The organism is Pseudomonas sp. ICMP 8385 (assembly GCF_002699915.1).
Taxonomy (GTDB): Bacteria; Pseudomonadota; Gammaproteobacteria; order Pseudomonadales; family Pseudomonadaceae; genus Aquipseudomonas; species Aquipseudomonas gessardii.
Window position 1 is genome coordinate 1 of the sequence record NZ_LKBY01000121.1, and the last position, 25,766, is coordinate 25,766.

Here is a 25,766-nt window from a genome sequence, read left to right on the forward strand (position 1 = left end):
CTCGGCGTCGGCGAAGGTCATCTGCTTCATCGGGAAACTCGGTGGGTGGGGTCGCGGTATTTTGCCAAATCAGAAAGTCTTTTTCAGAGTTTCCTTAGGTCGAGTGGTCGGATATCCCATTGGCAATGAGTGACAAATCAGTAGACATTTAACGCCATAAATCAGGAGAAATGCCCATGAGCAAAAAGATTGCAGTGATCCTTTCCGGCTGTGGCGTGTACGACGGCGCTGAAATCCATGAAAGCGTGATCACTTTATTGCGCCTGGACCAACGCGGCGCCGAGGTCCAGTGCTTTGCCCCGGATATTGCCCAGCTGCATGTGATCAACCACCTCACGGGTGCAGAAATGCCCGAGTCGCGCAATGTCCTGGTGGAGTCGGCACGCATCGCCCGGGGCGAAGTGAAGGACATTCGCCAGGCCCGCGAGGAAGATTTCGACGCACTGATCGTGCCCGGTGGTTTTGGCGCGGCGAAGAACCTGTCGAACTTTGCCCTTGAGGGCGCCGGCTGCAGCCTCAACCCGGATGTACTGGCGCTGGCCGAAGCCTTTGCCGAAGCGAGCAAGCCCGTGGGGCTGATCTGTATCTCGCCGGCACTGGCGGCGAAGATCTACGGCCCGGGCGTGGTCTGCACCATCGGCAACGACACCGACACGGCTGCGGCCCTGGACAAGATGGGCGCCACCCACCAGGCGTGCGCGGTCGACGAGATCGTCGAAGACAAGGCGCGCAAACTGGTGAGCACACCAGCCTATATGCTGGGCAAGAACATCAGCGAAGTGGCCTCCGGCATCAACAAGTTGGTGGACCGGGTGCTGGAACTGACCCACGAGCACGACTGAACGGGCGACACCGATCAAACATATGTGGCCTGTCTAGGGGTGGATTTGTGTGGGAGCCAGCTCCCACACAAGCCACACAGTTTGACCGCAAGTACCTTCAGGAAGCCGCCACCCGGCGCTTCTCGGCCAACCGGCTGCGGCTGTACAGCACCACAATCGCAATGATCGCCAGCGCCTGTGCACTCAACGAATACGCATCGGCATGAATGCCCAACCAGTCAAAATCAAAGAACGCCACCGGCCGGGTGCCGAAGATGCCGGCTTCCTGCAACGCCTTGACACCATGCCCGGCAAACACTACCGACAGCGCGCACAGCAGCGCCGCGTTGATTCCGAAGAACAGCGCCAGCGGCAGCTTCGCCGAGCCACGCAGGATGATCCACGCCAGGCCCACCAGCAGCACCAGCGCCGTGGCGCCACCGGCCAATACCGCGTTATGCCCGGCAGGGCCGGCCTGTAGCCACAGGGTTTCGTAGAACAGGATCACTTCAAACAGTTCGCGGTACACCGAGAAGAACGCCAGGACCGCAAACCCAAAACGCCCACCGCCGCCGACCAGGCTGCTCTTGATGTAGTCCTGCCAGGCGGCCGCGTGCCGGCGGTCGTGCATCCACACCCCCAGCCACAGCACCATCACGCTGGCAAACAGCGCCGTGCAGCCTTCCAGCAACTCGCGCTGGGCACCGCTGACGTCAATCACATAGGCCGCCAGGGCCCAGGTCGCCGCACCGGCCAGCAAGGCCAGGCCCCAACCGACGTTGACGCTGCGCACCGCCGACTGCTGGCCGGTGTTGCGCAGGAAGGCGAGGATCGCCGCCAGCACCAGGATCGCTTCCAGCCCTTCACGCAGCAGAATCAGCAAGCCCGAGATATAGCTCAACGACCAGCTCAGGCCGTCGCCGCCCAACAGGCCGGCCGCTTCAGTGAGCTTGCCCTTGGCCACGTCCAGGCGCTGCTGGACCTGTTCGATCGGCAATCCATCCTGCAACGACTGCCGATACGCCATCAGGGCCTTCTCGGTGTCCTTGCGCACGTTGGCATCGACGTTATCCAGGGAGCTCTCCACCAGCTCGAAACCTTCCAGGTACGCCGCTACCGACAGGTCGTAGGCCTGTTCGTGCTCGCCGCCGCGGAACGCCACCAGGCTTTTATCCAGGGTGGCGGCGGTGTACGCCAGCAACTGCGCCGGGCCACGCTGGACCTGCGGCGGCTGCGCGCGCTGGGCGCGGAACACCCGGACGGCGTCCGGCCCCTCGGCGGCCAGCACTTCTTCCGGGGTCTGGCGGGCCAGGTCGGCCAGGTTGAAGGATTTTTCGCTATTGGCTGCCGCCGGGTCAGCAGTGAAGCCGGCGATATAGGTCGCCAGGTCCCAGCGCTGACGGTCATCCAACTGGTCGGCGAACGACGGCATATCGGTGCCTTCGACGCCCAGTCCCAGGGTGTTGTAGATGCCATACAGGCTCAGGCGGTCCAGGCGCTGCGCATCGCGCAGGTTGGCCGGTGGCGGGGTCATGCCGACACCCGCCGGGCCATCGCCCGCCCCGGCGTCACCGTGGCATACCGAGCAGTGCTGGGCATACAGCGGCGCGCCGCGGGTCGGGTCGGGGGTAATGGCCGGTGCCTGGCTCACTTCATAGGCCGCCGCCAGTTGCGCCCCCAGTTGCCGCGCCTGGCGCGCTACCACGCCGCCATCCTGGTGGGTGGTGACGGCGGCCAATAACGCAGCGACGCCTTTGACCAGGCTTGCGCGCTCAGGCTTGTCCGGCAGTTGCGCCACCAGGCCCTGCAACACACCGAGGAATTCCACCTGCTCACGGTACTCGGACTCATCGACCACCTTGCCCGCCTCCACCGTCGGCGGATAGTCAGCGCCAATGTAGTCCAGTAAATGCAGGGCCTGGGGCGCACCGTCTGCAGTGGCCGCCAGCAGGTTGAAGCTGCACAACACCAACGCCGGCAACAACAGCCAGGCGAGAAAACGGGAAGGGGCAGTCATGAATGACTCTCAAATGGAAACAAGAAGTAACATATTGTCGAATGTTAATGGGTTTGACTCAAGATGTTAGTGATTGACGGCTGAAATCAGTGGCCTGCGTAGTGGCACAAACCTTAAAGAATGCAGCTGAAAAGCCATTGTTTTGCCAGTAACGAGGCCTATAATGCGCCGCCTTCGTTATCGCGAAACGGCATTTCGGCTCCTCTTTTTATGAGGAATATGTGGGAAAAGACTTTTCCTGCGCTTGGTTATTCGGCCCGACCAGCCCCTTCGGCCGATTACGCTCAGGGAAGCAGCACCTCAATGGCATCTCGCGTCTTTACCTCCCTTGCCCTCGCGGCGGTTACGCTGCTGTCGGGCTGCTCGATGTTCCGCAGCTACGACACTGAACTGCAAGCCACCAACCAGCAGTTGGCCAGCGGCAATGTGGATGCCGCGCTGACCCTGCTGGAGAAGAACAACAGCAGCGAAGACAAAGACCTTCTCTACTATTTTGAAAAAGGCGAGTTGCTGCGGGCCAAGGGCGACCTGGCCGGCAGCCAGGCGGCCTGGCACCGTGCGGACCTGGTGGTGTACACGTGGGAAGAGTCGGTCAAGTTCGATACCGAGCGCTACCTGGCGCAATTCGGCAGCTTCCTGGTCAATGACAAGGTGCGGCGCTACGAAGGCTATGACTACGAAAAAGTCATGCTCACCACCCAAATGGCGCTGAACCTGCTGGCGGTCAATGACTTCGACGGCGCACGCACCGAAATCAAGAAGACCCACGAACGCGAAGCTGTGATCGCCGAACTGCGGGACAAGGAATACCTCAAGCGCGAAAACGAAGCCGAGCGTCAGGGCGTCGCCACGCAGTTCAAAGACCTGCGCGGCTACCCGGTGGAAAGCCTCGACGCCCCGGACGTGGTGGGCCTGAAGAACAGCTACCAGAGTGCGTTCAGCCATTACCTGGCTGGCTTCGTCTACGAAGCCCTGGGCGAAAAGGACCTGGCCGCGCCGGGCTATCGCAAGGCCGCCGAATTGCGCCCCAACACACCGTTGCTGGAACAGGCCCTGCTCGATCTGGATGCCTCCCCCGTGGCGGCTGACGAAAGCGACGTGCTGATCGTGGTGCAGAGCGGCCTGGCGCCGGCCCGCGACTCGATCCGCCTGCCGCTGCCGATCCCGATCGACGGGCATTGGGTGATCACGCCGCTGTCGTTCCCGGTGATCAAGCCAGACACCTCGACGGCCACCTTTGCGCAGATCGGCGTCGATGGCCGCCAGCAAAACCTCACCGCCCTCAACAGCACCACCGCGATGTCGCGCCGCGCCCTGCGCGACGATATGCCGGGGATCATCCTGCGCACCACCGTGCGCGCCATCAGCCGCGGCGTGACACAAAAGAACCTGAACCAGACCAACCCGATGGCCGGCCTGGTGCTGGGCATCGCCTCCGCCGTCACCGAGGGCGCCGATACCCGCACCTGGCGCACCCTGCCGGACATGACCCAGGTCACGCGCCTGCGCCTCAAGCATGGCGAGCACCAGGTGAGCCTGCCCAATGCCCTGGGCGGCAGCCTGGTGACGGTCAAGGCCGAGCAACGCCATCAGGTGATCACTTTGCGGGTGGTCGGCAACCAGGTGTTCGCCAGCGGCGTAGCGGCCCGTGTGGTCGCGAGCAACCCGGCCCAGGCCGTCGCCAGCCTCAAACAACCTTAAGGAGCACGCTATGCGTCATTTTATCCTCGGCGCCCTGGCGCTGATCGTCCTCGCCGGGTGCGCCACGCCGCCGCCGACACCGGGCAGCGCCGCGAGCAAAGTCGTGGTGATGGGCACGTTCAAGGGCATCGCCGTCGGCGCCATTCGGGTGGCCCGCGAAAACGGCTTCCTGACCGCCAAGGTGCAACTGAGCAACATCACCAGCAGCAACCAGATGATGTATTACCGCTTCGCCTGGCTGGGCGCCGACGGCTTCCCGGTGGGCGACGAAGAACCCTGGAAAGTGCTGAACCTCTACGCCAACCAAGCCACCTTCCTGCCGGCCATCGCCAACCTGCCCCAGGCCGCCGACTTCCGTCTTGAAGTGAAAACGCCTTGAGCCAGCCCCCTATTCAGTTTTCGAGAGACATTCCCATGCTTGCACGCTTTTCGTTCCTCGCCGTGGTCGCCGTGTTGGCCAGCGGCTGCGCCAACACCTCGCCAGTCATCGGCGGCAAAAATATCAGCTACGGCGACACCAAGGCCGTGGAACTGGTGACCAACGAGTTCGGCTCCACCGACCTGCAGATGATCGCCGAAAGCATGACCCGCTCCCTGGCGCAGTCCGGCATCCTCCAGGGCCGCCCGGTGGTGCAGGTGTATGACGTGAAGAACAAGACCAGCGAGTACATCGATACCCGCGAGATCACCACCTCGATCAAGACCCAGCTGATGAAGACCGGCACCGCCCGTTTCGCCAGCGACAACACCGATATGCAAAGCCAGGTCGAGCAACTCAAGCTGCAAAACCAGAGCGGCCTGTACAAGAAGTCCACCGTCAGCAAGACCGGCAACATGATTGCCGCCAAGTACCGCCTGGAAGGCTCCATCAGTTCCATCGTCAAGCGCAGCGCCGACTACAAGGACGTGTTCTACAAGTTCAGCCTGCAACTGATCGACGTCGAAAGCGGCCTGGCCGAATGGATGGACGAAAAAGAAATCCGCAAGACCACGGAGCGCTAGGCCATGCGCCCATGGATCGGCATCATCGCCCTGCTGTGCAGCGCTGGCGCCTGGGCGGCGCCGAAAATCGCGGTCACGGACCTGGCCTACGAGGCGCGCGTGGAGGAATACATCCACGCCGTCGCGGCCAGCCATAACTTCCAGGCCAGCCCGTACAACGCCAGCGGCGCGTCCAGCTACGCCGAATTCGAGAGCCGCAACAGCTACATCGAACAGAGCGAGCTGCGTAAATTCAGCGGCGATATCAAGGGCGAAATCCTCAAGTCGCGCCAGTTCCAGCTGGTCCAGGGCACGCCCTACACCCGCGAGGCCAAGGGCGACGTGTACGACGTGATCAAGCGGATCAAGGCCGGCCACTTCAAGGGCGCCGACTATGTGCTGTTTGGCACCTTGTCGGATATCGACTTCACCCAGGACATCAACGCCCTGGATCGCACCAACAGCTATTCGGCGGTGCTGGGGCTGGCGGTCGTGGCGGATTTCAGCCTGATCAACACCCGCACCTACGAGATCACCTCGGCGTTTACCGCCATGGGTGAAGGCCAGGACACCAAGCTGGTGAGCAGCCGCGACGTACGCGTGAGCCTGAGCCGGCCACGGGTGGTGAAGGACGTGTCAAAAACCTTGGGGGAGGATGTGGCGCGCCAGTTGCAGGAGCAACTGGGCGGCGGCTACCAGGAGCCTGGGCAGCCGGCATTGCGCAACAACCTGCCAAGGGATGAGGCGCCGAAGATCCTGCACTGAGCCTCGGTGGCTCGGCTAGCACACATCAATGTGGGAGCTGGCTTGCTTGCGATCGCATCACCGCGGTGTATCAGTGACACCGCGGCGCTTGCATCGCAGGCAAGCCAGCTCCCACAGTTTTGATTCGGTTTCTTCAGGTAAATCGCCGTCAGGCCGTGGCGCGATGCAGGCTGGCGAGGAAACCCGCAGCGCCCACGAACAACCCGGCAAACGTACGGTTCATGCGCTTCTGCTGCTTGGGTGTGCGCAACAGGCGCAACACTTTCGCCGCCAGCCCGGTGTAGCCGGCCATCACGATCATATCCACGCCAATCATGGTCGCACCGAGGATCAGGTACTGGATCAGCAGCGGCGCCTGTGGGTTCACGAACTGTGGCAGCACCGCCAGCATAAAGACCAGGGCCTTGGGGTTGCTGGCATTGACCAGAAAGCCACGGAACATCATCGCCATCGGCTTGCCGATCGGGCGCACCGGCGCGTCATCGCTCATGTCCATGGGCAGGGCGCGCCATTGCTTGATGGCCAGGTACACCAGGTACGCCACGCCAAACCATTTGATCGCATAGAACGCGGTTGAAGACGTCGCCAGAATGGCGCCCAGGCCGCCCGCTACCACGGCAATCTGCATCGCCAGGCCCAGTTGCAGGCCAATAGCGTTCCAGTAACCGCGCAGGAAACCATATTGCAGGCCGCTGGACATGGAGGCGATGGCGCCCGCGCCGGGGGAGAGACTGATGATCCAGCTGGCCAGGAAGAAGGCCAGCCATGTGTCGAGCGCCATTACACACCTCGTAGCAAATTCGTTGTGAGCACTAAGCTAACGCCAAGGGCCGAGGGCTGGCTAGAGATTTTTCAGGGCAAGGGGCTGATATCGCTACCGCGCCAGCGGCGTACCGAGCGCTGGAAGAACAGGCTGTTGGGCACTTGCACCACGGCACTGTCGGTGCCCGCTTCGGGCACTTCGATCAGCGTGGTGTACAGCAAGTTGATCGCGATCACCCGGCCCTTGACGCCAGGTTTGTCGACGGTGTCCACCAGCTCGACCACATCGCCCAGACGAAACGGCCCGACGGTGAAGATCAGGATCGCGCACAGCAGGTTGGACAGCACCGACCACATGGCAAAGAACGCCACCGCCGCCACCGCCACAAAGCCCGACAGCGCGGTCCACAGCACAATGGCCGACACCCCCAGGCGCTCGAGGACAAAGATCAGCGCACTGCCCATGATCAGCCAGCGCAGGCCGCCGCGCAGGGGCATCAGCAGTTGCGGCGGGAACGGGTAGCGCTCGCCCAGGCGCGTCAGGCCCTTGGCGACGAAGCGCTGCGCCAGGTAACCGGCCAGCAGGATCAGCAGGATTTGCACGCCCATCCATACCGGTTCGATCCATTGCGCCGGCAGCGGCAGTTCCAGGGCTTCCATCAGGACAACGCCTCCAGCTCCGCTTGCAGGCCTTCGAGCAGTTCGAGGGCTTCCATCCAGGTTTCCTCCAATTGCCCTTCGCGCACCTTGAGTTTGGCCTGTTCGGCCAGCAAGTCGCGCAGTTCATCCTTGCGGGCCGCTTCGTATACCGCACTGTCGCCGAGGCTGGCCTCGATCTTGGCCAGGCGCTCGTGCACCTTGCCCAGTTCGGCTTCGAGCTTGTCGGCTTCGCGCTTGTGCGGCGCCAACTGCTGACGCAGGGCCGCGGCGGCCTGGCGCTGGGCTTTCTTGTCGGTCTTGTCCGGGTTGACCGGGGTGTTGCTGACCGGCGCGTTACGCAGACGATAGTCGGTCAACCAACGGGCGTAGTCGTCCAGGTCACCGTCAAACTCTTCGACCTTGCCATCGGCCACCAGCAGGAAATTGTCAGTGGTGCTCTTGAGCAAGTGACGGTCGTGAGACACCACCAGCACTGCGCCACTGAATTCCTGCAGGGCCATGGTCAGCGCCAGGCGCATTTCCAGGTCCAGGTGGTTGGTCGGTTCGTCGAGCAGCAGCAGGTTGGGCCGGTCCCAGGCGATCAGGGCCAGGGCCAGGCGGGCTTTTTCGCCGCCGGAGAAGTTCAGCACCGGCTCATCGATGCGCGCGCCACGGAAGTCGAAACCACCGAGGAAGTCGCGCAGGGTCTGTTCGCGCTCGGTCGGCGCCAGGCGTTGCAAGTGCAACAGCGGGCTGGCCTTGGCATCCAGGGAGTCCAACTGATGCTGGGCGAAATAGCCCACCACCAGGTTCTCGCCACGGGTCAGGCGGCCGGCCAGGGGTTGCAGCTCGCCCGACAGGTTCTTGATCAGCGTCGACTTACCCGCGCCGTTGGGGCCGAGCAAACCGATGCGCGCGCCCGGCGTGAGTTGCAGCTTGACCTTCTCCAGGATGGTTTTGTCGCCATACCCCAGGCGGGCATCCGAGAGGTCGAGCAAGGGGCTGGAGATTTTCAGCGATTCGCGGAACACAAAGTCGAACGGCGAATCGACGTGGGCCGCCGACAGTTCTTCCATGCGCTCCAGGGCCTTGATCCGGCTCTGGGCCTGGCGGGCCTTGGTGGCCTGGGCCTTGAACCGGGCGATGTAGCTTTCCATGTGCGCGCGCTGCGCCTGTTGCTTCTCGAAGGCCTGTTGCTGCTGGGCCAGGCGTTCGGCACGGGCCCGCTCGAACGCGGTGTAGCCGCCGCGATAGAGGGTGATTTTCTTCTGTTCGACATGGGCGATGTTATCGACCACGGCGTCGAGGAAATCCCGGTCGTGGGAAATCAGCAACAAGGTGCCTTGGTAACTCTTGAGGAAATCCTCCAGCCACAGGATCGCATCGAGGTCCAAGTGGTTGGTCGGCTCATCGAGCAGCAACAGGTCCGACGGGCACATCAGGGCCTGGGCCAGGTTCAGGCGCATGCGCCAGCCCCCGGAGAAGTCGGCGACCGGGCGGTCCATCTGTTCGTTGGTGAACCCAAGGCCGGCGAGCATCTTGCGCGCACGGGCGTCGGCGGTGTAGCCGTCGGCACTGTCGAGTTCCGAGTGCAGGCGGGCCTGGGCGGCACCGTCCTGGGCTTTCTCGGCCTCGGCCAGGTCGTGTTGCACCTGGCGCAGGCGCAGGTCGCCATCGAGCACGTAGTCGATCGCGATGCGGTCCAGGGTGTCGATCTCCTGGCGCATATGGGCGATACGCCAGTCGGCCGGCAGCAGGCAGTCCCCGGAATCCGGGGTCAGCTCACCGAGCAACAGGGCGAACAACGTGGATTTACCGGCGCCATTGGCACCGATCAGGCCGGCTTTGTGACCGGCGTGCAGGGTCAGCTCGGCGTCCTCAAGAAGACGTTGCGGGCCACGCTGTAATGTTAGGCTTTGAAGTCGGATCATAATGGCGGCGGAGTCTACCAGCTTCGTTGGCCGCTGGCTTGGGTGTGAACATGTGCGCTGACCTGTGGAGCTTTGCCCTCTCGACCTACGCCCGTGCGGGTGCTGAAGATGCCTGCCTGCGCTTGCAGGAGCAAGGGGCGGATGTGTGTCTGTTGTTGTGCGGGTTGTGGCTGGAACAGCGCGGGGTCGCCCCTGAACCTAGACGCCTGCAAGTGCTGCGGGCAATCGCCGGGCCTTGGCAGGCAGATGTTGTGGAGCCCTTGCGCAGGCTGCGCAAGCAATGGCGCACCTTGGCGCAGCAGGATGTGGCGCTGGGAGCGTTGCGTGAGCGGGTCAAGGCCCTGGAGCTGGAAGCCGAACGGCAGCTGCTGTTACGTCTGGAGACGCTGGCACAGGCTTGGCCAACGGGGGAGCGCGCCACGAATCAGACATGGCTTGAAGGACTGGCGACCGAAGCCGCCAACCTCGACCACGACGCGCTGCATCAGCTGCGCGCCGCGGCCACCGGCACTTAGGAAGCGCTGGTTGGGGTGGTGCCTGATGCTGCCGGGGCAGGCGTGCTGCTGGCCGGTGCGGTGGTAGCGGCTGGCGCTGCCGGTGCGGCAGGGGTCGCTGGCTTGACAGCTGCTGGAGCTGGCGCTGGTTTGGCGGCTGGCTTTGCAGCAGCGGGTTTGGCGGCTGGCTTTGCAGCAGCGGGTTTGGCAGCCGGCTTTGCAGCAGTTGGTTTGGCAACTGGCTTGGCGGCCGGCTTTGCAGCAGCTGGTTTGGCAACTGGCTTGGCGGCCGGCTTTGCAGCAGCTGGTTTGGCAACTGGCTTGGCGGCCGGCTTTGCAGCAGCTGGTTTGGCAGCGGGCTTGGCGGCTGGTTTTGCAGCAGTAGCTTTAGCAGCTGGCTTGGCGGCTGGTTTTGCAGCAGTAACTTTAGCCACTGGTTTGGCGGCCGGTTTTGCAGCAGCAGCTTTAGCAGCTGGCTTGGCGGCTGGTTTTGCAGCAGCGGTTTTAGCAGCTGGCTTGGTAGCTGGTTTTGCAGCAGCCGTTTTGGCAACTGGCTTGGCAGCTGGTTTTGCAGCAGCAGCTTTAGCAACTGGCTTGGCAGCTGGTTTTGCAGCAGCGGTTTTAGCAGCTGGCTTGGCAGCTGGTTTTGCAGCAGCCGTTTTGGCAACTGGCTTGGCGGCTGGTTTTGCAGCAGCGGTTTTGGCAACTGGCTTGGCGGCCGGTTTTGCAGCAGCAGCTTTAGCAACTGGCTTGGCGGCCGGTTTCGCCGGCGCTTTTTTAGCGGCAGGCTTGGCTGCAACTTTGGCGGGTGCCTTGGCAGCAACGGCCTTGGCTGGTGTACGAGCGCTCAATACTTTGGCCACCGCTTCTTTCACCCGACCAACACCCTGTGCCAGTTTCAGGCTCTCTTGGGCATCGCGCTTGAGTTGAAGGATGTAGGTGCGGGTTTCGGATTGACGATCCTTGAGGGCATCGAGCAAGTCCTCAAGTTCTTTGACGGCGCCCTTGGCTTTGGTCTGCGCCTTGGCTTTGCCGGCAGTCGCGGCGTCTTGCAGTTTGATGCGGGATTTATGCAGTTTTTCTTGCGCCTTGCCCCGTTGTTTTTCCAGCTTGGCGAGCAGTTTCTCTGCATCAGCCAAGGCTTGGGAGCAAGCACTTTCCAAATGTTCGAGCAGGCTGCCCGAGAGTTGTTGGAGCAAGTGCAATGGGGTATTAACAGGCTTCTGTTTGGCCGACATGGTTTACCTCCTGGCTGACGTGGGTGCGGCTCATACTAGCCCTCTGCTCTTACCGCCGCTAGGGCATGTTGACAGTATCGAATGCGTTGCGTTGCACCGCACAAAAATTCTTATTGATATAACGAAAAACCACTGCGTTTTTTACCCCACCACGCTGGCATAATTCACCGCACTTTCGGCTGGAGAATACCCATGTCGCGTTACCTTTTTTTCATCCTGGGCTTATCGTTTTCAGTGGCCAACGCAAGTGAGCCGACGACGTCCAAAGACAGCCATGACCTGGCCTACAGCCTGGGTGCCAGCCTGGGTGAACGCCTGCGCCAGGAAGTCCCCGACCTGCAGATCCAGGCCTTGCTCGAAGGTCTCAAGCAAGCCTATCAAGGCAAGCCCCTGGCCCTGGACGACGCACGCATCGCACAGCTTCTTGCCCAACACGAAGCGCAGGCCAGCACCGGGCCCCAAGTGCCGCAAAGCGAACAGGCTCTTGCCGCCGAACAACAATTTATGACCACGGAAAAAGCCAAACCCGGCGTGCGCGAATTGGCAGACGGTATCTTGCTCACAGAGTTGGCTCCCGGCCGCGGGGAAAAACCAGGCGCCTACGATCGGGTTCAAGTGAAGTACGTGGGGCGATTGCCCGATGGGACGATTTTCGACCAGAGTGCACAGCCCCAGTGGTTCCGCCTGGACAGTGTGATCAGCGGCTGGCAAAGCGCGTTGCAGCAGATGCCGGTGGGCGCGAAGTGGCGCTTGGTGATTCCATCGGCACAGGCCTATGGCGCAGACGGTGCAGGTGAACTGATCGCGCCTTACACTCCGCTGGTTTTCGAGATTGAATTGCTCGCAACCGACGTCTGACCCCAACGAAAAACGGTGCGCCATGCGCACCGTTTTTTTGTCTTGCCGCTAAGAATCAAGCCTGGGTTGCAGGCTCTTCCTTATGGGCGTTGTGCAGCACTTCGATCAGGCAGTCTTCCAGCTCGAAACGCTCATGGAGCAGGCCGCCCAGCTCTTTGAATTTTGCGGCCACACACTCGCCCTTGTCGCAAAGGTCGTTAAAGGCCAGGAGTTTTTCGGTGATGTCTTTGATTCGTGGATAAAGCGTCTTGGCCAAGTCCAGGCCGCGCTGGTCGTCGAAGGCCTCGGCCTCCTTGGTCAATTGTTCATAGATACCGAAGTGCCCTGCCGAGACGTAATCCACCAAGACACCACAGAAGTCCTGCAAAGGCTCACGGTTCTCAGCCAGCGCTTCGGGTTTCTCGCCCAGAGCATCAAAGGCTTGAACCAATTCGTGACGCGCCTTCAACCAGCTGTCGATCAGCTTATGCACACCACCCCAGCGTTCCTGAGCATTCTGACAACGTTCCAACATGATGATCTCTTCCCTTATGGGCGGTGCCGCTTTTGCCCGCGCAACACGTCGAGGATAAGGCGGCAACCGGGCAACGCCGCATCGAACAAATTGTTTCAATAACGCGTGCGGGCCAGATTATGCCCGCGTGACTGTGGCTTCAAGGTACGCAGACCAGAAAGTTCATACAAGTGTTTAATCCCATCCTACGGGCCAACACCGCTAATCAGTGCTTCACGAAGCGCAAACCCTGACCGGACAACACGCGCGAAAACTGGGTTGCCCCCAGGATAAGCATGGCCACGAAGAACAGCAGGCTCCACTCCGGGATGCTCAAGTCGAACAACGTCCAGTTGATTTCCACACAGTCGACCGTGCCCTTGAATGCCAATTGCAGGGCTTGCCCCAACGACAGGTTTTCGATCATGTATTCCAGGCTTGGCCAACAGTGGGGCATCTGGTCAGGCGGGATGTTCTGCAACAGCACCTGGCGCACCGCTGTCACTGCGCCGAGCAACGCACACCCCATACTCGCCGCCCAGTACAGGTAAATACCTGCGCGCCTGGGGCCATGGAGTGTCGCGATCAGGTTGACCAGGGTGAACAGCGCCAGCAGGCTGCGCTGGATCAGGCACAGGAAACAAGGTCGCAGAAGAGCCCCGTATTCCAGATAAAAAGACGCGCCCAACGTCAATGCACCGGCCATGAACGCCAGGAAGAACAAGGAGCGTGAAGGGGCCAAAGACATTGTTTATCCGCAACACAAGAGATAGGTCGTTACGGTAGAGGAAAGACCTTACCCCTTTCAATACGCGTTGGAGCAGACGCTTCCGTGAGATCGCAGGGATATTCCGTCAATAGGTAGGTAACTTTACGTGGCCCCCTGTGGGAAACCACTTCAAGCCCCTGAAATCCGCAAAACCGAGAGGTTTTGAAGGGTTGGTCTGAACCAACCCTTCAAGGCTTCCTACGCTAGACCCGGGCAGGCACCGGCAGCGGCGAAGCCAGCAGACGGCTGTCCAACAGACCCAGGCCCTCCTGGAACAACTGGTTACTGCGCTCGGTGTCACCCAACTGCGCCAGCAGCCGCGCCAACTCGGCACAGGCCTCAGGGTTGCGCTGCACTTGCAGGCTGCTTTCCAGATAGTCCCGCGCCTTGCCCCACAAACTGTTTTGCAGGCACAGCCGGCCCAATGTCAGTAACAGGCTGGCATCCCCCGGATGGTCCTTGAGCCAACCTTCGGCGAATTTCAGCTGGCGTGCCGGATCGCCACCACGCAACAGGCCATACAACCGGATCAGGTGACTGTCGTAACCGCGCTTGAGCGCAACACGCAATGCCTCTTCGGCCTTGGCATCGGCACCCAACTGGCGCAACTGCTCGGCATAGGCCAGCACCAGCTGAGGCTCCTGGCGCTGGGCCGAGGTCAGTTGCTGCCAGGCCCGTTCAAGGGATTGCAGGCCGGCTTCACCGTGCTCTTCGCGCTGGACCGCCAGGCTCAGGTTTTCACCCCAGGCCCGGCGCTCCAGATCTGCCAGCTCGGTAGCCGGCAGCACCTTGTCCTTGCGCAATTGCGGCAATAGGCGGATCACCGAGGACCAGTCACCGCGCTGCTGGTGCAAACGCTGAAGCTGGCGCAGGACCTGGGCGTTGTGCGGGTGGCGTTCATGCATGGCCTGCAGCGTCACAAGGGCCGCTTCCGTGTCACCACGGTCCATCTGCAGCTGTGCGTGGCTCAAGGCGATGGCCAGCTCGGCCTGGGGCTGACGCTCCAGGGCCCGCTCCAGCAGGCTGTCGGACTCTTCATAACGCCCCTGCTCGTTGGCCGCCCGCGCCGCGCCGAGGTAATACAGCAATGGCTGGCGCTCGGCTTCCGCCGCACGGTGCAGGTGCCGCTCGGCACTGGCCCAGCGGCCTTCCGCCAGGTCCATCTGCCCCTGCTCGATCGCCACCTGCACCCGGCGGCTGCGATTGCGCCGTGACCAGGGATTGACCACGCCACCGGAGGTGGTCACCAGGCCCAGCAGCACCCGCAACAGATAGATCGCCAGGCCGACGACAAACACGGCCACCAGGGTCGACCATAGGCCGGACTCGTAATGCAGCACATGGGGATAACTGATCAGCACATAGCCGGTGTGTTTCGAGATGCCCACCGCCAGCGCCAGGGCGAGAGCAATCGCCAGCACCAGGATCACATAGAAACGCTTCATCGGCTTTACTCCTGGGTCGCCGGCTTACCGGCGGAAGCCTTGGCTTCATCGGCAGACAGATGGCGGCGTTCAAGGTAAGCCTGCACCGCAGACAAGCTCGCGGCGAGGTCCGGGGTCACCACCGAGACGGCCTTGGGCTCAAGCTCGGCGATACGCGCCAGCATGGCCTGGCTTTGCGGGTTGTCCTGGTTGAAATTGTCTTGCAAGACGCTGCGCGCCTCGCCCAACGCACGGGCGTACACCGCCGGCTCGCCATTGAGGGCGGCCCATTGCGCCTGCTCCAGCGCCAGGCTCAGGGCCAGGCGCACCTGGTTCAGGCCTTGACCTGCCAGCAGTGGGCGGATGTTGTCATCGGGGTTGAAGTCGATACGGAAGTAGCGGGAAATCTGCTCCCACCATTGGCTCCAGCGGCTATCGGTGTCGGTAGTCGGCCGGCCCTGCGGGCTCTCTTGCAGCTGATATTCCGGGGACACGGCGGCCAGTTGCACCACCTGGTCACGCAGCGCCGCCAGTTGCAGGTACAGCCCGGTGCGGTCGGGTTGCTCAACGCTGCGCAAGGCCGCCAGGCTCTTGGCCAACTGCTCGCGGGCGGCGTAGGAGCCGGGATCGCTCTGCTCACGCAGGATCTCATCGGCGCCCTGCACCAGCGCCTGGGCACTGTTGATATCCTGCAAGGCCGACAGGCGCAGGCTGGCCAGGCGCAGCAGGTGCTCGGCCTCGGCCAGGCGCCAGTCCTTGCGGCTGGCACCCAGCACGGTTTCCAATCGCTGGTTCAGGCGTTGCTGGTCGCCCTGCAACTGCGCCACCAACCGGCGGCGTTCTTCCAGTTCATCAGCGCCCGGCAATTGCGCCAGGCGCGCGGCCAACTGCTGTTGAGCCTGCGCGATGCCCTGGGATTGTTCGTCCAGGGTGCGCACCTGCCCCAGCTGTTGCTGGCTGCTCGCTTGCAGGGCCCGGACCTGCCAGAGCCCCCAGCCGCCGGCCGCAACACCGGCGGCACCCAGCAGCAAAGCAAAGACCGCCAGGCCGTTGCCACGGCGAGGCGTAGTGACCGGGGTCTCAACGGGCGCATCAAGCGCGGGCTGAGCTTCATCTTTAGGCAAGGCTGTTTCGCTCACGTGTCCATCCTTTGCGTTATTAGAGAGTGGGAACGGGCTGGCTCCGTAACGCCACTAGCAAAGCCGCGGCACTGGCACCGCGGCAATCCACAACTTTTTCCGCGCCCGCCGCCCGGGCCATTTCGGCGACTCGCGGGCTGGGCACGAACAACGGCAACTGTGCCACGCGTGGCCACTGGGCGCCGGCGAGGCCTTGCAGATGCAAAAAACCCTGCCCACTGCTGACCACCAGGCCGTTCAAGCGTTCCACTGCAATGCGCTGGGCGAGCACATCCGGGTCGTAGGCCGGCAGAAACCGACGATACAACTCCAGGTAATCGACACTAGCACCTTGGCCGCGTAAACGCTCAGCCAGCAGCTCTCGCCCACCCTGCCCACGCAGGATCAAGACCCGGGCATCGTCAACGGCGATAGCCTCGCGCAACCGGGGCAATTCAAGCAAGGCCTCGCTGTCATCCCCAAGCTCGGGGTAACTCACGTTAAGGCCACGCTCGGCCAGGACCTGGGCCGTGGCCGCACCGACGCTGAACCACGGCAAGCCCGGCACCGCTGGCGCGTGCTGATCGAGCAATTGCAGCGCCAGGCGCGCGGCCGGCTTGCTCACCACGATCACCGCACAATAGCGATCCAGGCCCTGGAATACCGCCTGGTGTTCGCTCGTGACGGGCAAGGGTTGGGTTTCCAGCAACGGCAGGCTGCTACTGAAGATACCCGCGTCGGACAACGAGGCCGCCAGGGCTGCCGATTCCTCGGCAGGCCGCGTCAGCAGCACACGCCAGCCGGTCACTGCGGACCGGCCTCGCCATAGACTTTCTGCAGAATGGCGCCGGCGCCTTTGGCCAGGAGTTCTTCAGCGACCTGCACGCCCAGGCTCGCAGCCTCGGCCTGTGGCCCGCGGATTTGCGCAGTAAGCAGCAAACCACCGTCGGGGTCGCCCACCAGGCCACGCAGCCACAGGTTGTCACCTTCAAGTACCGCGTAACAGGCAATCGGCACCTGGCAGCCACCGTTAAGGTGCTTGTTCAGGGCGCGTTCGGCAGTGACGCGGATTTCGGTTTGCGGGTGATCGAGGGGCTTGAGCAGCGCCTGGATTTCACGGTCTGCGGTGCGGCATTCGATACCGACTGCCCCCTGGCCACCGGCCGGCAAGCTGTCTTCGACACTGATGGCCGAGGTGATACGGTCTTCAAAGCCCAGGCGGATCAGGCCGGCTGCCGCCAGGATGATCGCGTCGTACTCACCGGCATCCAGCTTGGCCAGGCGGGTATTGACGTTGCCCCGCAGGAAGCGGATCTGCAGGTCCGGGCGACGGGTCAGCAACTGCGCCTGGCGACGCAGGCTGGAGGTGCCGACGATGCTGCCCTGCGGCAAGTCATCCAGGGAGGCGTAGGTGTTGGACACGAAGGCATCGCGGGGATCTTCACGCTCGCAGATGCAGTACAGGCCCAACCCCTCGGGAAAGTCCATCGGCACGTCTTTCATCGAGTGCACGGCGATGTCGGCCTCATTCTCCAATAGAGCGGTTTCCAGCTCCTTGACGAACAGGCCCTTGCCGCCGATTTTCGACAGCGGCGAGTCGAGCAGCTTGTCGCCACGGCTGACCATGGGCACCAGAGACACCGTGAGGCCCGGATGGGCTTGCTCAAGGCGGGCTTTGACGTATTCGGCCTGCCACAAGGCCAGGGCGCTTTTACGGGTGGCGATGCGGATTTCGCGAGAGGACATGGATCGATCCGTACTGAATAGATACGGCAGATAATAACAGCTCAGGCAGAACCGCCTTGATTTGAATCAGCAAGTGCAGGGCCTCCCTGGCCGCTGCGCACCGGGATACGGGGCATGCAGGTCGCTACAGCCCTCGGGCTAAAGCTGCTGCATCATTTTGCGCACGCCTGCGACATGGCGCCGGCTGACGATCAACGCGTCGCCGTTGAGCCCTTTGAGGAACAACTGGAAATGCCCCAGGGGCGTGCGCTGCAGGCGCTCGATGCGTTCGCGGGCCACCAGCGCATTGCGGTGAATACGCACGAAACGTTCGCCAAATTCGTCTTCCAGGGCCTTGAGTGGCTCATCGAGCAGCACTTCACCGACCTCGTGGCGCAAGGTCACGTACTTGTGGTCGGCGATAAAGTAAATCACCTGGTCCACCGGAATCAGTTCGATGCCCTTGCGGGTCCGGGCACTGATATGGCTGCGGGGGCCGTTGCCACTTTGCGCTGCGGGCTGGGTCAGAGCGGCAAGCTGCACGCGATTGGGCCGCTCAGCCTTCTTCAAGGCCTTGAGCAGCGCATCGGCCGATACCGGCTTGGTCAGGAAGCTGACACCACTGGCCTCCAGGGCCTCGGAGGAAAACTCCTCTTCGCTGGCGCATAGCACCAGCGCTGGCGGCGACTCGCGTTCGCTCAAGCGGGCAGCAACCTGCAGGCCATCAAGGCCCGGCATGCGGATATCGAGCAGCACCACATCCGGCTTCAGGCTTTCGATCAAGGCCAACGCCTCGTCGCCACTGCAAGCGCTGGGTTCAAGGACACTGTATCCCTCGAGTTCACTGACCATACGGCTCAGTCGCTCGCGGGCTTGGGGTTCGTCATCAACGATCAGGACATTCATATTGCGCTGGATTCCTGCGTGAGTCTCGCACAAGGATAGCGTAGACAGGTGCGGTGACTTCCGTCACGGCGATCCACGCTAAGACTAGCGCGAGCGGCAAAAAGTGCCCCGAGAGCGACACCAATATTTACCCGGACCTGTTCAATACCGCCCATACCCCGATACCGCAGGGCATCTTCATAGGGTTTGCTGATACACAATATGAACACCCCCTCTACTTAAAGGTTAGCCTGGAGTTCGACCTCATCGCCTGGCATTGGTGCACTGCACCCCTGTCAGTGCAACTGTAGACGCTCATGAAGACGACATTGCTCAATCGTCAAATATCGTTTCAATAAACATCCTTTGTTTACCTCAGGATCCGGTCGGGTGAAACCCCCTTTCACTCCCGCCTCCAGTCTCATCCCGGACGCGGCCAACGGCAAGGCACTTTGCCACCCAGCAAACAAATAAAAATGCCGACACGGCGTATCAACGCCTCCACGGGCAACCCTGTTATTATCGGCGGCACACTTTCATGCCTCTTTTAAGCAGATCACGAGCGAATCCATGAGCACCGACAAGACCAACCAGTCCTGGGGCGGCCGCTTCAGTGAGCCCGTCGACGCCTTCGTCGCGCGCTTCACCGCCTCCGTCAATTTCGACCAGCGCCTCTATCGCCACGACATCATGGGCTCGATCGCCCACGCCACCATGCTGGCCAAGGTCGGCGTGCTGACCGACGCCGAGCGCGACAGCATCATCGATGGCCTGACCACCATCCGTGGCGAAATCGAGGCCGGCACCTTTGACTGGCGCGTGGACCTTGAAGACGTGCACATGAATATCGAGGCGCGCCTGACCGACCGCATCGGCGTGACCGGCAAGAAGCTGCACACCGGGCGTAGCCGCAACGACCAGGTGGCCACCGATATCCGCCTGTGGCTGCGTGATGAAATCGACCTGATCCTGGCCGAAATCACCCGTCTGCAACAAGGCCTGTTGGAGCAGGCCGAGCGTGAATCGGGCACCATCATGCCCGGTTTCACCCACCTGCAGACCGCGCAGCCCGTGACCTTCGGCCACCACCTGCTGGCCTGGTTCGAAATGCTCAGCCGCGACTACGAGCGCCTGGTCGATTGCCGCAAGCGCGCCAACCGCATGCCCCTGGGCAGCGCCGCCCTGGCCGGCACCACCTACCCGATCGACCGCGAATACACCGCGCAACTGCTGGGTTTCGACGCCGTGGGCGGCAACTCCCTGGACGGCGTGTCGGATCGCGACTTCGCCATCGAGTTCTGCGCAGCGGCCAGCATTGCGATGATGCACTTGTCGCGCTTCTCCGAAGAGCTGGTGCTGTGGACCAGCGCGCAGTTCCAGTTCATCGACCTGCCGGATCGCTTCTGCACCGGCAGCTCGATCATGCCGCAAAAGAAAAACCCCGACGTGCCAGAGCTGGTGCGCGGCAAGAGCGGCCGCGTATTCGGTGCGCTGATGGGCCTGCTGACCCTGATGAAAGGCCAGCCCCTGGCCTACAACAAGGACAACCAGGAAGACAAGGAACCGCTGTTCGACGCCGCCGACACCCTGCGCGATTCGCTGCGCGCGTTTGCCGACATGATCCCGGCAATCAAGCCCAAGCACGCCATCATGCGCGAAGCGGCCCTGCGCGGTTTCTCCACCGCCACTGACCTGGCGGACTACCTGGTGCGCCGTGGCCTGCCGTTCCGCGACTGCCATGAAATCGTCGGGCATGCGGTGAAATACGGTGTGGATACCGGCAAGGACCTGGCGGAAATGAGCCTGGAAGAGCTGCGCCAGTTCAGCGACCAGATCGAGCAGGACGTGTTCGCGGTGCTGACCCTGGAAGGCTCGGTGAATGCCCGCAACCATATCGGCGGCACGGCTCCGGCCCAGGTCAAGGCCGCAGTGGTGCGCGGCCAGGCGCTGCTCGCCAGCCGCTAACAGCATAGCGGGCAAGCCCGCTCCCACCTTTGACCGGGGCCTTCAATCCACCTCGGTCAACTGTGCCGGGCTTGCGTGGGAGCTGGCTTGCCTGCGATAGCATCACCTGAGTGTCACTGACACACCGAGGTGCCTGCATCGCGGGCAAGCCCAGCTCCCACACAAGCCCGCTCCCACATTTATCACTTCTTCGCCGCGATCATCGCCATGAAGGCCGGCATCGCCGCTTCCTTGTCCGCCGCCACTCGCTGGGCGCTGGGCAGGTCTTGCAGCGTCTTCAGCAAGGCCTTGGCCTGCGGCAATTCAGCCAGCAGATCCAGGCCAAACAGCTTCCCACCGACCGCACATGCCAAGTCCACGCTGTACATGAAGTACAGGTCGGCCAGGGTAAAACTCTCCCCCGCCACATACGGCGCAAACTTGCCGTGCCGGCCCAGCGAAGCAACCCCCAACAGCAACTCGGCCCTGGCCTTGTCCTTGATCGCTTCCGGCACCGTCATGCCAAAGAATGCCTCGGCATAGCAGGTCCGGGCCGGCAGCTCGATGTACAACTCGATTTCCCTGCACAACGCCAACACCTGGGCACGCTGGAAGGCATCGCCTGGCAGCTGGGCCGGGCCCGACTGGGTCTGTTCGAGGTATTCGAGAATCACGCCGGTTTCGTTGATAAAGCCTTTTTCGACCTTGAGCACCGGCACCTTGCCACGTGGGCTCACCGCCAGTGCTTCAGGGGTTTGCCCGGCATAAAACGGCACCTCCTCAAAGGGCAGGCCCTTTTCCAGGAGCGCCAGCTTGACCATGTTGTAGTAGTTACTGACCGAAAATCCGTAGAGCTTAAGCATCACAAAGCCTCCAGGCCGTGCAGGGGGTTGGCTGGGTAGGTTATAGAACGAGATGAGCCACCTGGCTAGCAGCATCACCTGGCTGAATGGGGGTAGACTGGCGCCCTTTCCTGACAGGAGGCTGCCATGAGCGAGCCAACCGATATCGACAACGACGAAGAAGAGTTCGCCGAATCCACCTTGACCCAAGCGATCGAAAACCAGATCGAAAGCGACAACCCGCCGGCGGCCAAGGCCACGTTCAACAAGCTGACCCTGGTGGGCTACGAGCGCGAAGACATCCTGAACCTGATGGCTCATGTGCTGGCCGTGGAAATCGACGCAATGCTGGAAGAAGACCGGCCGTTCAATACCGACTGGTATGAAACCGCCCTGCGCGCCCTGCCAGAGCTGCCGCCAGAAAACCAGTAACTGCCCGGTATCGCCATCGCCGGCAAGCCGGCTCCTGCAGGAGTGCGGCTTGCCCCCCCTGTGTCCATATCGCACTGGACAGTTCGCCCAAGTACGTTCACCTTAGGGGCTGCTAGCGTCTGACAATTCCTAGAACGTCTGGAGTCCTTATGTCGTATACCCCTGAGTTGGTTGCCGAACTGGAAATCCTTGCACTTTTCAACCTGGGCAGCTCCCAGGAAGGCCTGAAAGTCCATCAGACCGCCGCTCCCACTGCCATTGCTGCTGCCAAGCGCCTGTTCGAGAAAAAACTGATCGACCAGCCAGATGGCGGCTACCTGACCAGCCTGGGCCGCGACGCAGCAGAACAAGCGCAAACATTGCTGACTATCCTGACCACCGCCACCACCAAAGAAGCCGCCTGACACTCTGTATCGCCCACGGGATCCTCGGTTCACGGATTCCGCGGGCACGCCTGCGCACGCGATAGAATTCTGGCGCCAAAAACAAATTCCCCTTAAGCCTCCTACGATTCTGTCTGTAAACTCCTACACGGCGGCCCACGCCGGGCCTGTGAGCCGTTGAGTTCGACATGACCAGTACCCATGAAATCCGCCCTGACTTGGATGAAGGCATTGACCGCAAGGTACTGGCCCAACTGCGCTCGCGTTTCCTGACCCTCAATGCCGGCCGCATGGCCCGGGCTGTCGAAGGCCTGACACCGCGCCAGCAAAGCGTGCTGGCGCTGCTGCCGCTGTTTTTCCACGTCAATCACCCGCTGCTGCCGGGCTATGTCTCGGGCAGTACCCCGGCCGGGTTGTCGAATTTTGAACCGGACGCCCAGGTCCTGGCCGAAGCCCAGCGCCTGACCCGCTCGTTCTCCTACAAGCCACGCCATGGCAACCCGCCCACCCCGATCCACGGCCTGTTCCTGATGGGCAGCCTCGGCACGCTGGCCCAGGCTGACCAGAGCGATATGGACGTGTGGGTGTGCCACGCCGACAACCTGAGCGAGGCCGAGCTGGGCGAGTTGCGCAAAAAGTGCCAGTTGCTGGAGGCCTGGGCCCTGACCATGGGCGCCGAGGCGCACTTTTTCCTGGTCGAACCGAGCCGTTTTGCACTGGGTGATCGCGATACCCTGCTCAGTTCGGATGACTGCGGCACCAGCCAGCACTATCTGTTGCTCGACGAGTTCTACCGCACCGCTATCTGGCTGGCCGGGCGCACGCCGATCTGGTGGCTGGTGCCGGTCTACGAAGAGGCGCGCTACGCCGAATTTACCCACACGCTGATCTCCAAACGCTTTATCCGCGCCGACGAAACCCTCGACCTCGGGCACCTGGCCCACATCCCACCGGGAGAATTTATCGGCGCCGGCCTGTGGCAGTTGTTCAAGGGCATCGAGTCACCCTATAAGTCGGTGCTCAAGCTGTTGCTCACCGAGGTGTATGCCAGCGAACACCCCAGGGTGCAGTGCCTGAGCCTGCGCTTCAAACGGGCGGTATTCGCCAACCAGCTGGATCTGGATGAGCTGGACCCGTACATCGTGGTCTACCGCCGCATCGAGGAATACCTGCGCGGGCGCAACGAGCCCGAACGCCTGGAACTGGTGCGGCGCAGCCTGTACCTGAAGGTCAACCGCAAGCTCACCACCGGCCAGCGCACCGCCGGTTGGCAACGCGCACTGCTGGAGCGCCTGGCCAATGAATGGGGCTGGGACCCGCGGCAACTGGCCCTGCTCGACAGCCGCAGCCAATGGAAAGTGCGCCAGGTTGCGTCCGAACGCCGGGCCCTGGTCAACGAGCTCAATTACAGCTATCGCTTCCTGACCCAGTTCGCCCGCACCGAGCAGACCGTGAGCCTGATCAACAAGCGCGACCTCAATGTGCTGGGCCGGCGCCTGTATGCCGCCTTTGAACGCAAGGCCGGCAAGGTCGAGTTCATCAACCCCGGGATTGCCCCGGACCTGGCCGAAGACACCCTCACCCTGGTCCACTCCCCCAACCGCAAAGAGCCGGGCCAGTCCCATTGGGGCTTGTATAACGGCAGCCTGACCGCCCTGGAATGGGAGCACTTTGCACCGATCAAACGCAGCCGCGACCTGCTGGAGATGCTCACCTGGTGCCATCGCAACGGCGTGATCGACAGCAGCACGCGCCTGGCCCTGCATCCGGGCACCAGCGACTTGAGCGAGTTCGAGCTGTTCAACCTGCTGGGCAGCCTGCAACAGACTCTCGCCCTGCCCCTGGCCATGGTCGATGAGGAGCGCTTGCTGCGCACGGCGATACCCGATGAAGTGCTGTTGCTGATCAACGTCGGGGTCGACCCGCTCAAGCATCACCGCGACTTGAATATCCTGATGACCACCGAGCGCACCGACTCCCTGAGTTACGCAGGCGTGCGGGAAAACCTGGTCCTGACCCTGGACCAGGTGACACTCAACAGCTGGAACGAGGTGATGGTCAGCCGCTACGACGGCCCCCACGCCCTGCTCGACTGCCTGCGCGACTACCTGAACCAATTGCCGCGCAACCAACTGCCACGGCTGCGGGTGCGCTGCTTTTGTCATAACCGCGCACAGTTTATCGCCCAGCGGGTGGAAGAGATTTTCGACACCGCGCAACACCTGATGCTCAGCCAGCTCAACCACCGCTACCTGATCCAGGTGCAGCAGCACTATCACGTCATGGAGCTGGCGCCAGGGCAAGCCAATCATGTGTCACTGGCCAGCCAGCAGGCGCTGGTGGACTACCTCAGTGAAGAACTGGCCAGCTACAGCCCGCTGCACCTGGATGGCATGGCCCTGGAAGACCACGACCTGGCGATCTTGCTGCCCATGGGCCAGGCGGACTGTGTGCAGGTGTTCTATCGCATCAACGATGGCTTCGCCGAGCTCTATGTGCTCGACGAGTTCAACGCCCTCTGGCAACAGCGCCTGCCGTTTCATGATGAGCAGAGCTTGCTCGCCCCGTTGCAGCGCTTCCTGCAATCGATCATCTATCGGCGGGACGCCCTGTCACCGCTGGACCCGCAGCAGCCACTAGGGGCCGTGCAGACGTTGTATTACCAACTATTGCCATCGGCAGGCGGCCGCGCCCGTAGGGTCGAGCCACGACCGGCCCCCCAGGTCCCGGCCAACAAACCGTTCTACGATGTGCAGGCGATTATCGGCAAGGGCGCGCCAGGCCAGGTGGGGATTACCCTGTACTGCAATCAGCGGGAGTTTTGCGAACTGGAATTTGGCGACCAGCTGTTTGCGGTGGTCGCCCAGGAGATCGTCGGGCAGCGCCGGGAAACCGAGCGCTATCGTTGCTACATCACCGATCTGGACCTATCCGGCCTGCTTGGCGATGTTCAAGGCCCGAGCAATCTGTACCTGCGCTACAAAGCCGAGTTGGAGCAGGCGCTCAACCAGGCCTTGAATCAGATTTAAAGTGTAAACGCGCCGCCGTCCTTGGGCTGGCCTTCGACACTCAGCAGCTCAAGCTTGAGGGTCTTGCCGCCCGGAGCCGGCCAATCGATATGCTGGCCAACCTGCAGGCCCAGCAACGCACTGCCCACCGGGGCCAGGATCGAGATCTTGCCTTCGTCGGCATTCGCATCCTTGGGGTAGACCAGGGTCAGGTGATAGTCCTTGCCGCTGCTTTGCTCACGGCAATGCACGCTAGAGTTCATGGTCACGACGCCCGCAGGCACTTCATCGTGGCCAACCACGTCTTCGGCACGGTCAAGTTCGGCTTGCAGGGCGATGACGCCTGGCAATTTGTCGTCCATACGGTCGATCAGTTGCTCAAGACGTTGCACATCGAGACGGGTGAGGATGATGGAAGGTGCAGTCATGATTGCGGCAGACTCCTTTTTTTTCTGCACAAAAAAGCAAAACCCCGCCAATAAACGGCGGGGTTCTCACGGACCTCGATGAGTTGAGGTATACCCGGACACTACCAC

25 protein-coding genes and 1 pseudogene are annotated in these 25,766 nt (G+C 62.2%); 11 read left to right on the forward strand and 15 right to left on the reverse strand.

From position 1 onward, the window contains the following. Positions 1-176: 176 nt before the first annotated feature. A complete protein-coding gene (gene elbB / locus AO268_RS23540; RefSeq protein WP_099170010.1) occupies positions 177-842 on the forward strand; it encodes an isoprenoid biosynthesis glyoxalase ElbB in 666 nt (221 codons plus the stop codon). A 97-nt stretch (positions 843-939) separates the two neighbouring features. Here elbB and AO268_RS23545 read toward each other — a convergent pair whose 3' ends face one another. Then, positions 940-2,838 (reverse strand): FTR1 family protein, encoded by a 1,899-nt coding sequence (locus AO268_RS23545; RefSeq protein ID WP_099170011.1) that lies wholly within the window; start codon positions 2,836-2,838, stop codon positions 940-942. A gap of 303 nt (positions 2,839-3,141) precedes the next feature. On the opposite strand from AO268_RS23545, the gene AO268_RS23550 reads away from it, so the two are divergent. From AO268_RS23550 to AO268_RS23565, 4 genes are read left to right on the forward strand one after another with little or no spacing between them, the layout of a single operon-like run. Continuing rightward, positions 3,142-4,539: a COG3014 family protein gene (locus AO268_RS23550; protein WP_076964242.1), complete on the forward strand. Its 1,398-nt coding sequence runs from the start codon at positions 3,142-3,144 to the stop codon at positions 4,537-4,539. 10 nt (positions 4,540-4,549) lie between these two features. Continuing rightward, positions 4,550-4,918, forward strand: coding sequence for a YcfL family protein (locus AO268_RS23555; protein WP_076964243.1), 369 nt, complete (start codon positions 4,550-4,552; stop codon positions 4,916-4,918). A gap of 35 nt (positions 4,919-4,953) precedes the next feature. Then, positions 4,954-5,541 (forward strand): penicillin-binding protein activator LpoB, encoded by a 588-nt coding sequence (gene lpoB, locus AO268_RS23560; protein WP_076964244.1) that lies wholly within the window; start codon positions 4,954-4,956, stop codon positions 5,539-5,541. 3 nt (positions 5,542-5,544) lie between these two features. Next, the gene (locus tag AO268_RS23565; RefSeq protein WP_099170012.1) at positions 5,545-6,285 is read left to right on the forward strand and encodes a penicillin-binding protein activator LpoB; all 741 of its coding nucleotides are present in this window, start codon (positions 5,545-5,547) and stop codon (positions 6,283-6,285) included. Between the two features lie 148 nt (positions 6,286-6,433). Here AO268_RS23565 and AO268_RS23570 read toward each other — a convergent pair whose 3' ends face one another. The 3 genes from AO268_RS23570 to AO268_RS23580 all read right to left on the reverse strand — a co-directional run bounded on the left by AO268_RS23570 (position 6,434) and on the right by AO268_RS23580 (position 9,617). Continuing rightward, positions 6,434-7,066: a LysE family transporter gene (locus tag AO268_RS23570; RefSeq protein ID WP_076964246.1), complete on the reverse strand. Its 633-nt coding sequence runs from the start codon at positions 7,064-7,066 to the stop codon at positions 6,434-6,436. Positions 7,067-7,137: 71 nt separating this feature from the next. Further along, on the reverse strand, positions 7,138-7,707 hold the full coding sequence (locus AO268_RS23575) for a mechanosensitive ion channel family protein (protein ID WP_076964247.1): 570 nt from the start codon (positions 7,705-7,707) through the stop codon (positions 7,138-7,140). Then, positions 7,707-9,617, reverse strand: coding sequence for an ATP-binding cassette domain-containing protein (locus AO268_RS23580; RefSeq protein ID WP_076964248.1), 1,911 nt, complete (start codon positions 9,615-9,617; stop codon positions 7,707-7,709). The genes AO268_RS23575 and AO268_RS23580 overlap by 1 nt, the downstream gene beginning before the upstream one ends. Before the next feature lie 50 nt (positions 9,618-9,667). On the opposite strand from AO268_RS23580, the gene AO268_RS23585 reads away from it, so the two are divergent. Further along, the gene (locus tag AO268_RS23585; RefSeq protein WP_099170013.1) at positions 9,668-10,132 is read left to right on the forward strand and encodes a TIGR02444 family protein; all 465 of its coding nucleotides are present in this window, start codon (positions 9,668-9,670) and stop codon (positions 10,130-10,132) included. Here AO268_RS23585 and AO268_RS23590 read toward each other — a convergent pair. Then, on the reverse strand, positions 10,129-11,349 hold the full coding sequence (locus AO268_RS23590) for an AlgP family protein (protein ID WP_099170014.1): 1,221 nt from the start codon (positions 11,347-11,349) through the stop codon (positions 10,129-10,131). The two genes, AO268_RS23585 and AO268_RS23590, sit on opposite strands and share 4 nt — an antisense overlap. 192 nt (positions 11,350-11,541) lie before the next feature. Between AO268_RS23590 and AO268_RS23595 the strand changes: the two genes are divergently transcribed. Next, entirely contained in the window at positions 11,542-12,207 is a 666-nt protein-coding gene (locus AO268_RS23595) for an FKBP-type peptidyl-prolyl cis-trans isomerase (RefSeq protein ID WP_076964251.1), read from the forward strand. A 55-nt stretch (positions 12,208-12,262) separates the two neighbouring features. Here the strand turns inward: AO268_RS23595 and AO268_RS23600 are convergent, their stop codons facing one another. The 8 genes and pseudogenes from AO268_RS23600 to AO268_RS33875 all read right to left on the reverse strand — a co-directional run. Continuing rightward, positions 12,263-12,721: an Rsd/AlgQ family anti-sigma factor gene (locus tag AO268_RS23600; protein WP_076964252.1), complete on the reverse strand. Its 459-nt coding sequence runs from the start codon at positions 12,719-12,721 to the stop codon at positions 12,263-12,265. 205 nt (positions 12,722-12,926) lie between these two features. Beyond that, entirely contained in the window at positions 12,927-13,448 is a 522-nt protein-coding gene (locus AO268_RS23605) for a disulfide bond formation protein B (RefSeq protein ID WP_076964253.1), read from the reverse strand. A gap of 224 nt (positions 13,449-13,672) precedes the next feature. Then, complete coding sequence (locus AO268_RS23610; RefSeq protein WP_099170015.1) at positions 13,673-14,914, reverse strand: heme biosynthesis protein HemY; 1,242 nt, start codon at positions 14,912-14,914, stop codon at positions 13,673-13,675. A gap of 5 nt (positions 14,915-14,919) precedes the next feature. Then, positions 14,920-16,032 (reverse strand): uroporphyrinogen-III C-methyltransferase, encoded by a 1,113-nt coding sequence (locus AO268_RS23615; protein ID WP_076964255.1) that lies wholly within the window; start codon positions 16,030-16,032, stop codon positions 14,920-14,922. A 19-nt stretch (positions 16,033-16,051) separates the two neighbouring features. Continuing rightward, on the reverse strand, positions 16,052-16,819 hold the full coding sequence (locus AO268_RS23620) for a uroporphyrinogen-III synthase (RefSeq protein WP_099170016.1): 768 nt from the start codon (positions 16,817-16,819) through the stop codon (positions 16,052-16,054). Beyond that, complete coding sequence (gene hemC / locus AO268_RS23625; protein WP_076964257.1) at positions 16,816-17,757, reverse strand: hydroxymethylbilane synthase; 942 nt, start codon at positions 17,755-17,757, stop codon at positions 16,816-16,818. The genes AO268_RS23620 and hemC overlap by 4 nt, the downstream gene beginning before the upstream one ends. Before the next feature lie 138 nt (positions 17,758-17,895). Further along, on the reverse strand, positions 17,896-18,642 hold the full coding sequence (locus AO268_RS23630) for a LytR/AlgR family response regulator transcription factor (protein ID WP_099170017.1): 747 nt from the start codon (positions 18,640-18,642) through the stop codon (positions 17,896-17,898). Then, positions 18,639-18,857 (reverse strand): annotated as a pseudogene (locus tag AO268_RS33875) (sensor histidine kinase); the annotation flags it as partial. The pseudogene AO268_RS33875 and the gene AO268_RS23630, both read right to left, overlap by 4 nt. Before the next feature lie 334 nt (positions 18,858-19,191). On the opposite strand from AO268_RS33875, the gene argH reads away from it, so the two are divergent. Beyond that, entirely contained in the window at positions 19,192-20,586 is a 1,395-nt protein-coding gene (gene argH, locus AO268_RS23640) for an argininosuccinate lyase (RefSeq protein WP_099170018.1), read from the forward strand. Positions 20,587-20,768: 182 nt separating this feature from the next. On the opposite strand, the gene AO268_RS23645 is transcribed toward argH, so the two are convergent. After that, positions 20,769-21,428 (reverse strand): glutathione S-transferase family protein, encoded by a 660-nt coding sequence (locus tag AO268_RS23645; protein ID WP_099170019.1) that lies wholly within the window; start codon positions 21,426-21,428, stop codon positions 20,769-20,771. A 126-nt stretch (positions 21,429-21,554) separates the two neighbouring features. Between AO268_RS23645 and AO268_RS23650 the strand changes: the two genes are divergently transcribed. The 3 genes from AO268_RS23650 (at position 21,555) to AO268_RS23660 (ending at position 25,251) form a co-directional block, all read left to right on the forward strand. Further along, on the forward strand, positions 21,555-21,839 hold the full coding sequence (locus AO268_RS23650; protein WP_032856903.1) for a hypothetical protein: 285 nt from the start codon (positions 21,555-21,557) through the stop codon (positions 21,837-21,839). A 149-nt stretch (positions 21,840-21,988) separates the two neighbouring features. Further along, positions 21,989-22,243 carry a TIGR02647 family protein gene (locus AO268_RS23655; protein ID WP_057440483.1) on the forward strand — a complete coding sequence of 85 codons (255 nt, stop codon included), beginning with the start codon at positions 21,989-21,991 and terminating at the stop codon, positions 22,241-22,243. A 167-nt stretch (positions 22,244-22,410) separates the two neighbouring features. Then, positions 22,411-25,251 carry a class I adenylate cyclase gene (locus AO268_RS23660; protein WP_099170020.1) on the forward strand — a complete coding sequence of 947 codons (2,841 nt, stop codon included), beginning with the start codon at positions 22,411-22,413 and terminating at the stop codon, positions 25,249-25,251. Here AO268_RS23660 and rnk read toward each other — a convergent pair. Next, positions 25,248-25,658: a nucleoside diphosphate kinase regulator gene (gene rnk, locus AO268_RS23665; RefSeq protein ID WP_057444204.1), complete on the reverse strand. Its 411-nt coding sequence runs from the start codon at positions 25,656-25,658 to the stop codon at positions 25,248-25,250. The two genes, AO268_RS23660 and rnk, sit on opposite strands and share 4 nt — an antisense overlap. Positions 25,659-25,766: the final 108 nt, after the last annotated feature.

What these genes read in the sequence shown, in the direction of transcription:
- elbB (WP_099170010.1), top strand. Translation starts at nt 177, where the DNA reads ATGAGCAAAAAGATTGCAGTGATCCTTTCCGGCTGTGGCGTGTACGAC.
- AO268_RS23545 (WP_099170011.1), bottom strand. Translation starts at nt 2,838, where the DNA reads ATGACTGCCCCTTCCCGTTTTCTCGCCTGGCTGTTGTTGCCGGCGTTG.
- AO268_RS23550 (WP_076964242.1), top strand. Translation starts at nt 3,142, where the DNA reads ATGGCATCTCGCGTCTTTACCTCCCTTGCCCTCGCGGCGGTTACGCTG.
- AO268_RS23555 (WP_076964243.1), top strand. Translation starts at nt 4,550, where the DNA reads ATGCGTCATTTTATCCTCGGCGCCCTGGCGCTGATCGTCCTCGCCGGG.
- lpoB (WP_076964244.1), top strand. Translation starts at nt 4,954, where the DNA reads ATGCTTGCACGCTTTTCGTTCCTCGCCGTGGTCGCCGTGTTGGCCAGC.
- AO268_RS23565 (WP_099170012.1), top strand. Translation starts at nt 5,545, where the DNA reads ATGCGCCCATGGATCGGCATCATCGCCCTGCTGTGCAGCGCTGGCGCC.
- AO268_RS23570 (WP_076964246.1), bottom strand. Translation starts at nt 7,066, where the DNA reads ATGGCGCTCGACACATGGCTGGCCTTCTTCCTGGCCAGCTGGATCATC.
- AO268_RS23575 (WP_076964247.1), bottom strand. Translation starts at nt 7,707, where the DNA reads ATGGAAGCCCTGGAACTGCCGCTGCCGGCGCAATGGATCGAACCGGTA.
- AO268_RS23580 (WP_076964248.1), bottom strand. Translation starts at nt 9,617, where the DNA reads ATGATCCGACTTCAAAGCCTAACATTACAGCGTGGCCCGCAACGTCTT.
- AO268_RS23585 (WP_099170013.1), top strand. Translation starts at nt 9,668, where the DNA reads ATGTGCGCTGACCTGTGGAGCTTTGCCCTCTCGACCTACGCCCGTGCG.
- AO268_RS23590 (WP_099170014.1), bottom strand. Translation starts at nt 11,349, where the DNA reads ATGTCGGCCAAACAGAAGCCTGTTAATACCCCATTGCACTTGCTCCAA.
- AO268_RS23595 (WP_076964251.1), top strand. Translation starts at nt 11,542, where the DNA reads ATGTCGCGTTACCTTTTTTTCATCCTGGGCTTATCGTTTTCAGTGGCC.
- AO268_RS23600 (WP_076964252.1), bottom strand. Translation starts at nt 12,721, where the DNA reads ATGTTGGAACGTTGTCAGAATGCTCAGGAACGCTGGGGTGGTGTGCAT.
- AO268_RS23605 (WP_076964253.1), bottom strand. Translation starts at nt 13,448, where the DNA reads ATGTCTTTGGCCCCTTCACGCTCCTTGTTCTTCCTGGCGTTCATGGCC.
- AO268_RS23610 (WP_099170015.1), bottom strand. Translation starts at nt 14,914, where the DNA reads ATGAAGCGTTTCTATGTGATCCTGGTGCTGGCGATTGCTCTCGCCCTG.
- hemC (WP_076964257.1), bottom strand. Translation starts at nt 17,757, where the DNA reads ATGTCCTCTCGCGAAATCCGCATCGCCACCCGTAAAAGCGCCCTGGCC.
- AO268_RS23630 (WP_099170017.1), bottom strand. Translation starts at nt 18,642, where the DNA reads ATGAATGTCCTGATCGTTGATGACGAACCCCAAGCCCGCGAGCGACTG.
- argH (WP_099170018.1), top strand. Translation starts at nt 19,192, where the DNA reads ATGAGCACCGACAAGACCAACCAGTCCTGGGGCGGCCGCTTCAGTGAG.
- AO268_RS23645 (WP_099170019.1), bottom strand. Translation starts at nt 21,428, where the DNA reads ATGCTTAAGCTCTACGGATTTTCGGTCAGTAACTACTACAACATGGTC.
- AO268_RS23650 (WP_032856903.1), top strand. Translation starts at nt 21,555, where the DNA reads ATGAGCGAGCCAACCGATATCGACAACGACGAAGAAGAGTTCGCCGAA.
- AO268_RS23655 (WP_057440483.1), top strand. Translation starts at nt 21,989, where the DNA reads ATGTCGTATACCCCTGAGTTGGTTGCCGAACTGGAAATCCTTGCACTT.
- AO268_RS23660 (WP_099170020.1), top strand. Translation starts at nt 22,411, where the DNA reads ATGACCAGTACCCATGAAATCCGCCCTGACTTGGATGAAGGCATTGAC.
- rnk (WP_057444204.1), bottom strand. Translation starts at nt 25,658, where the DNA reads ATGACTGCACCTTCCATCATCCTCACCCGTCTCGATGTGCAACGTCTT.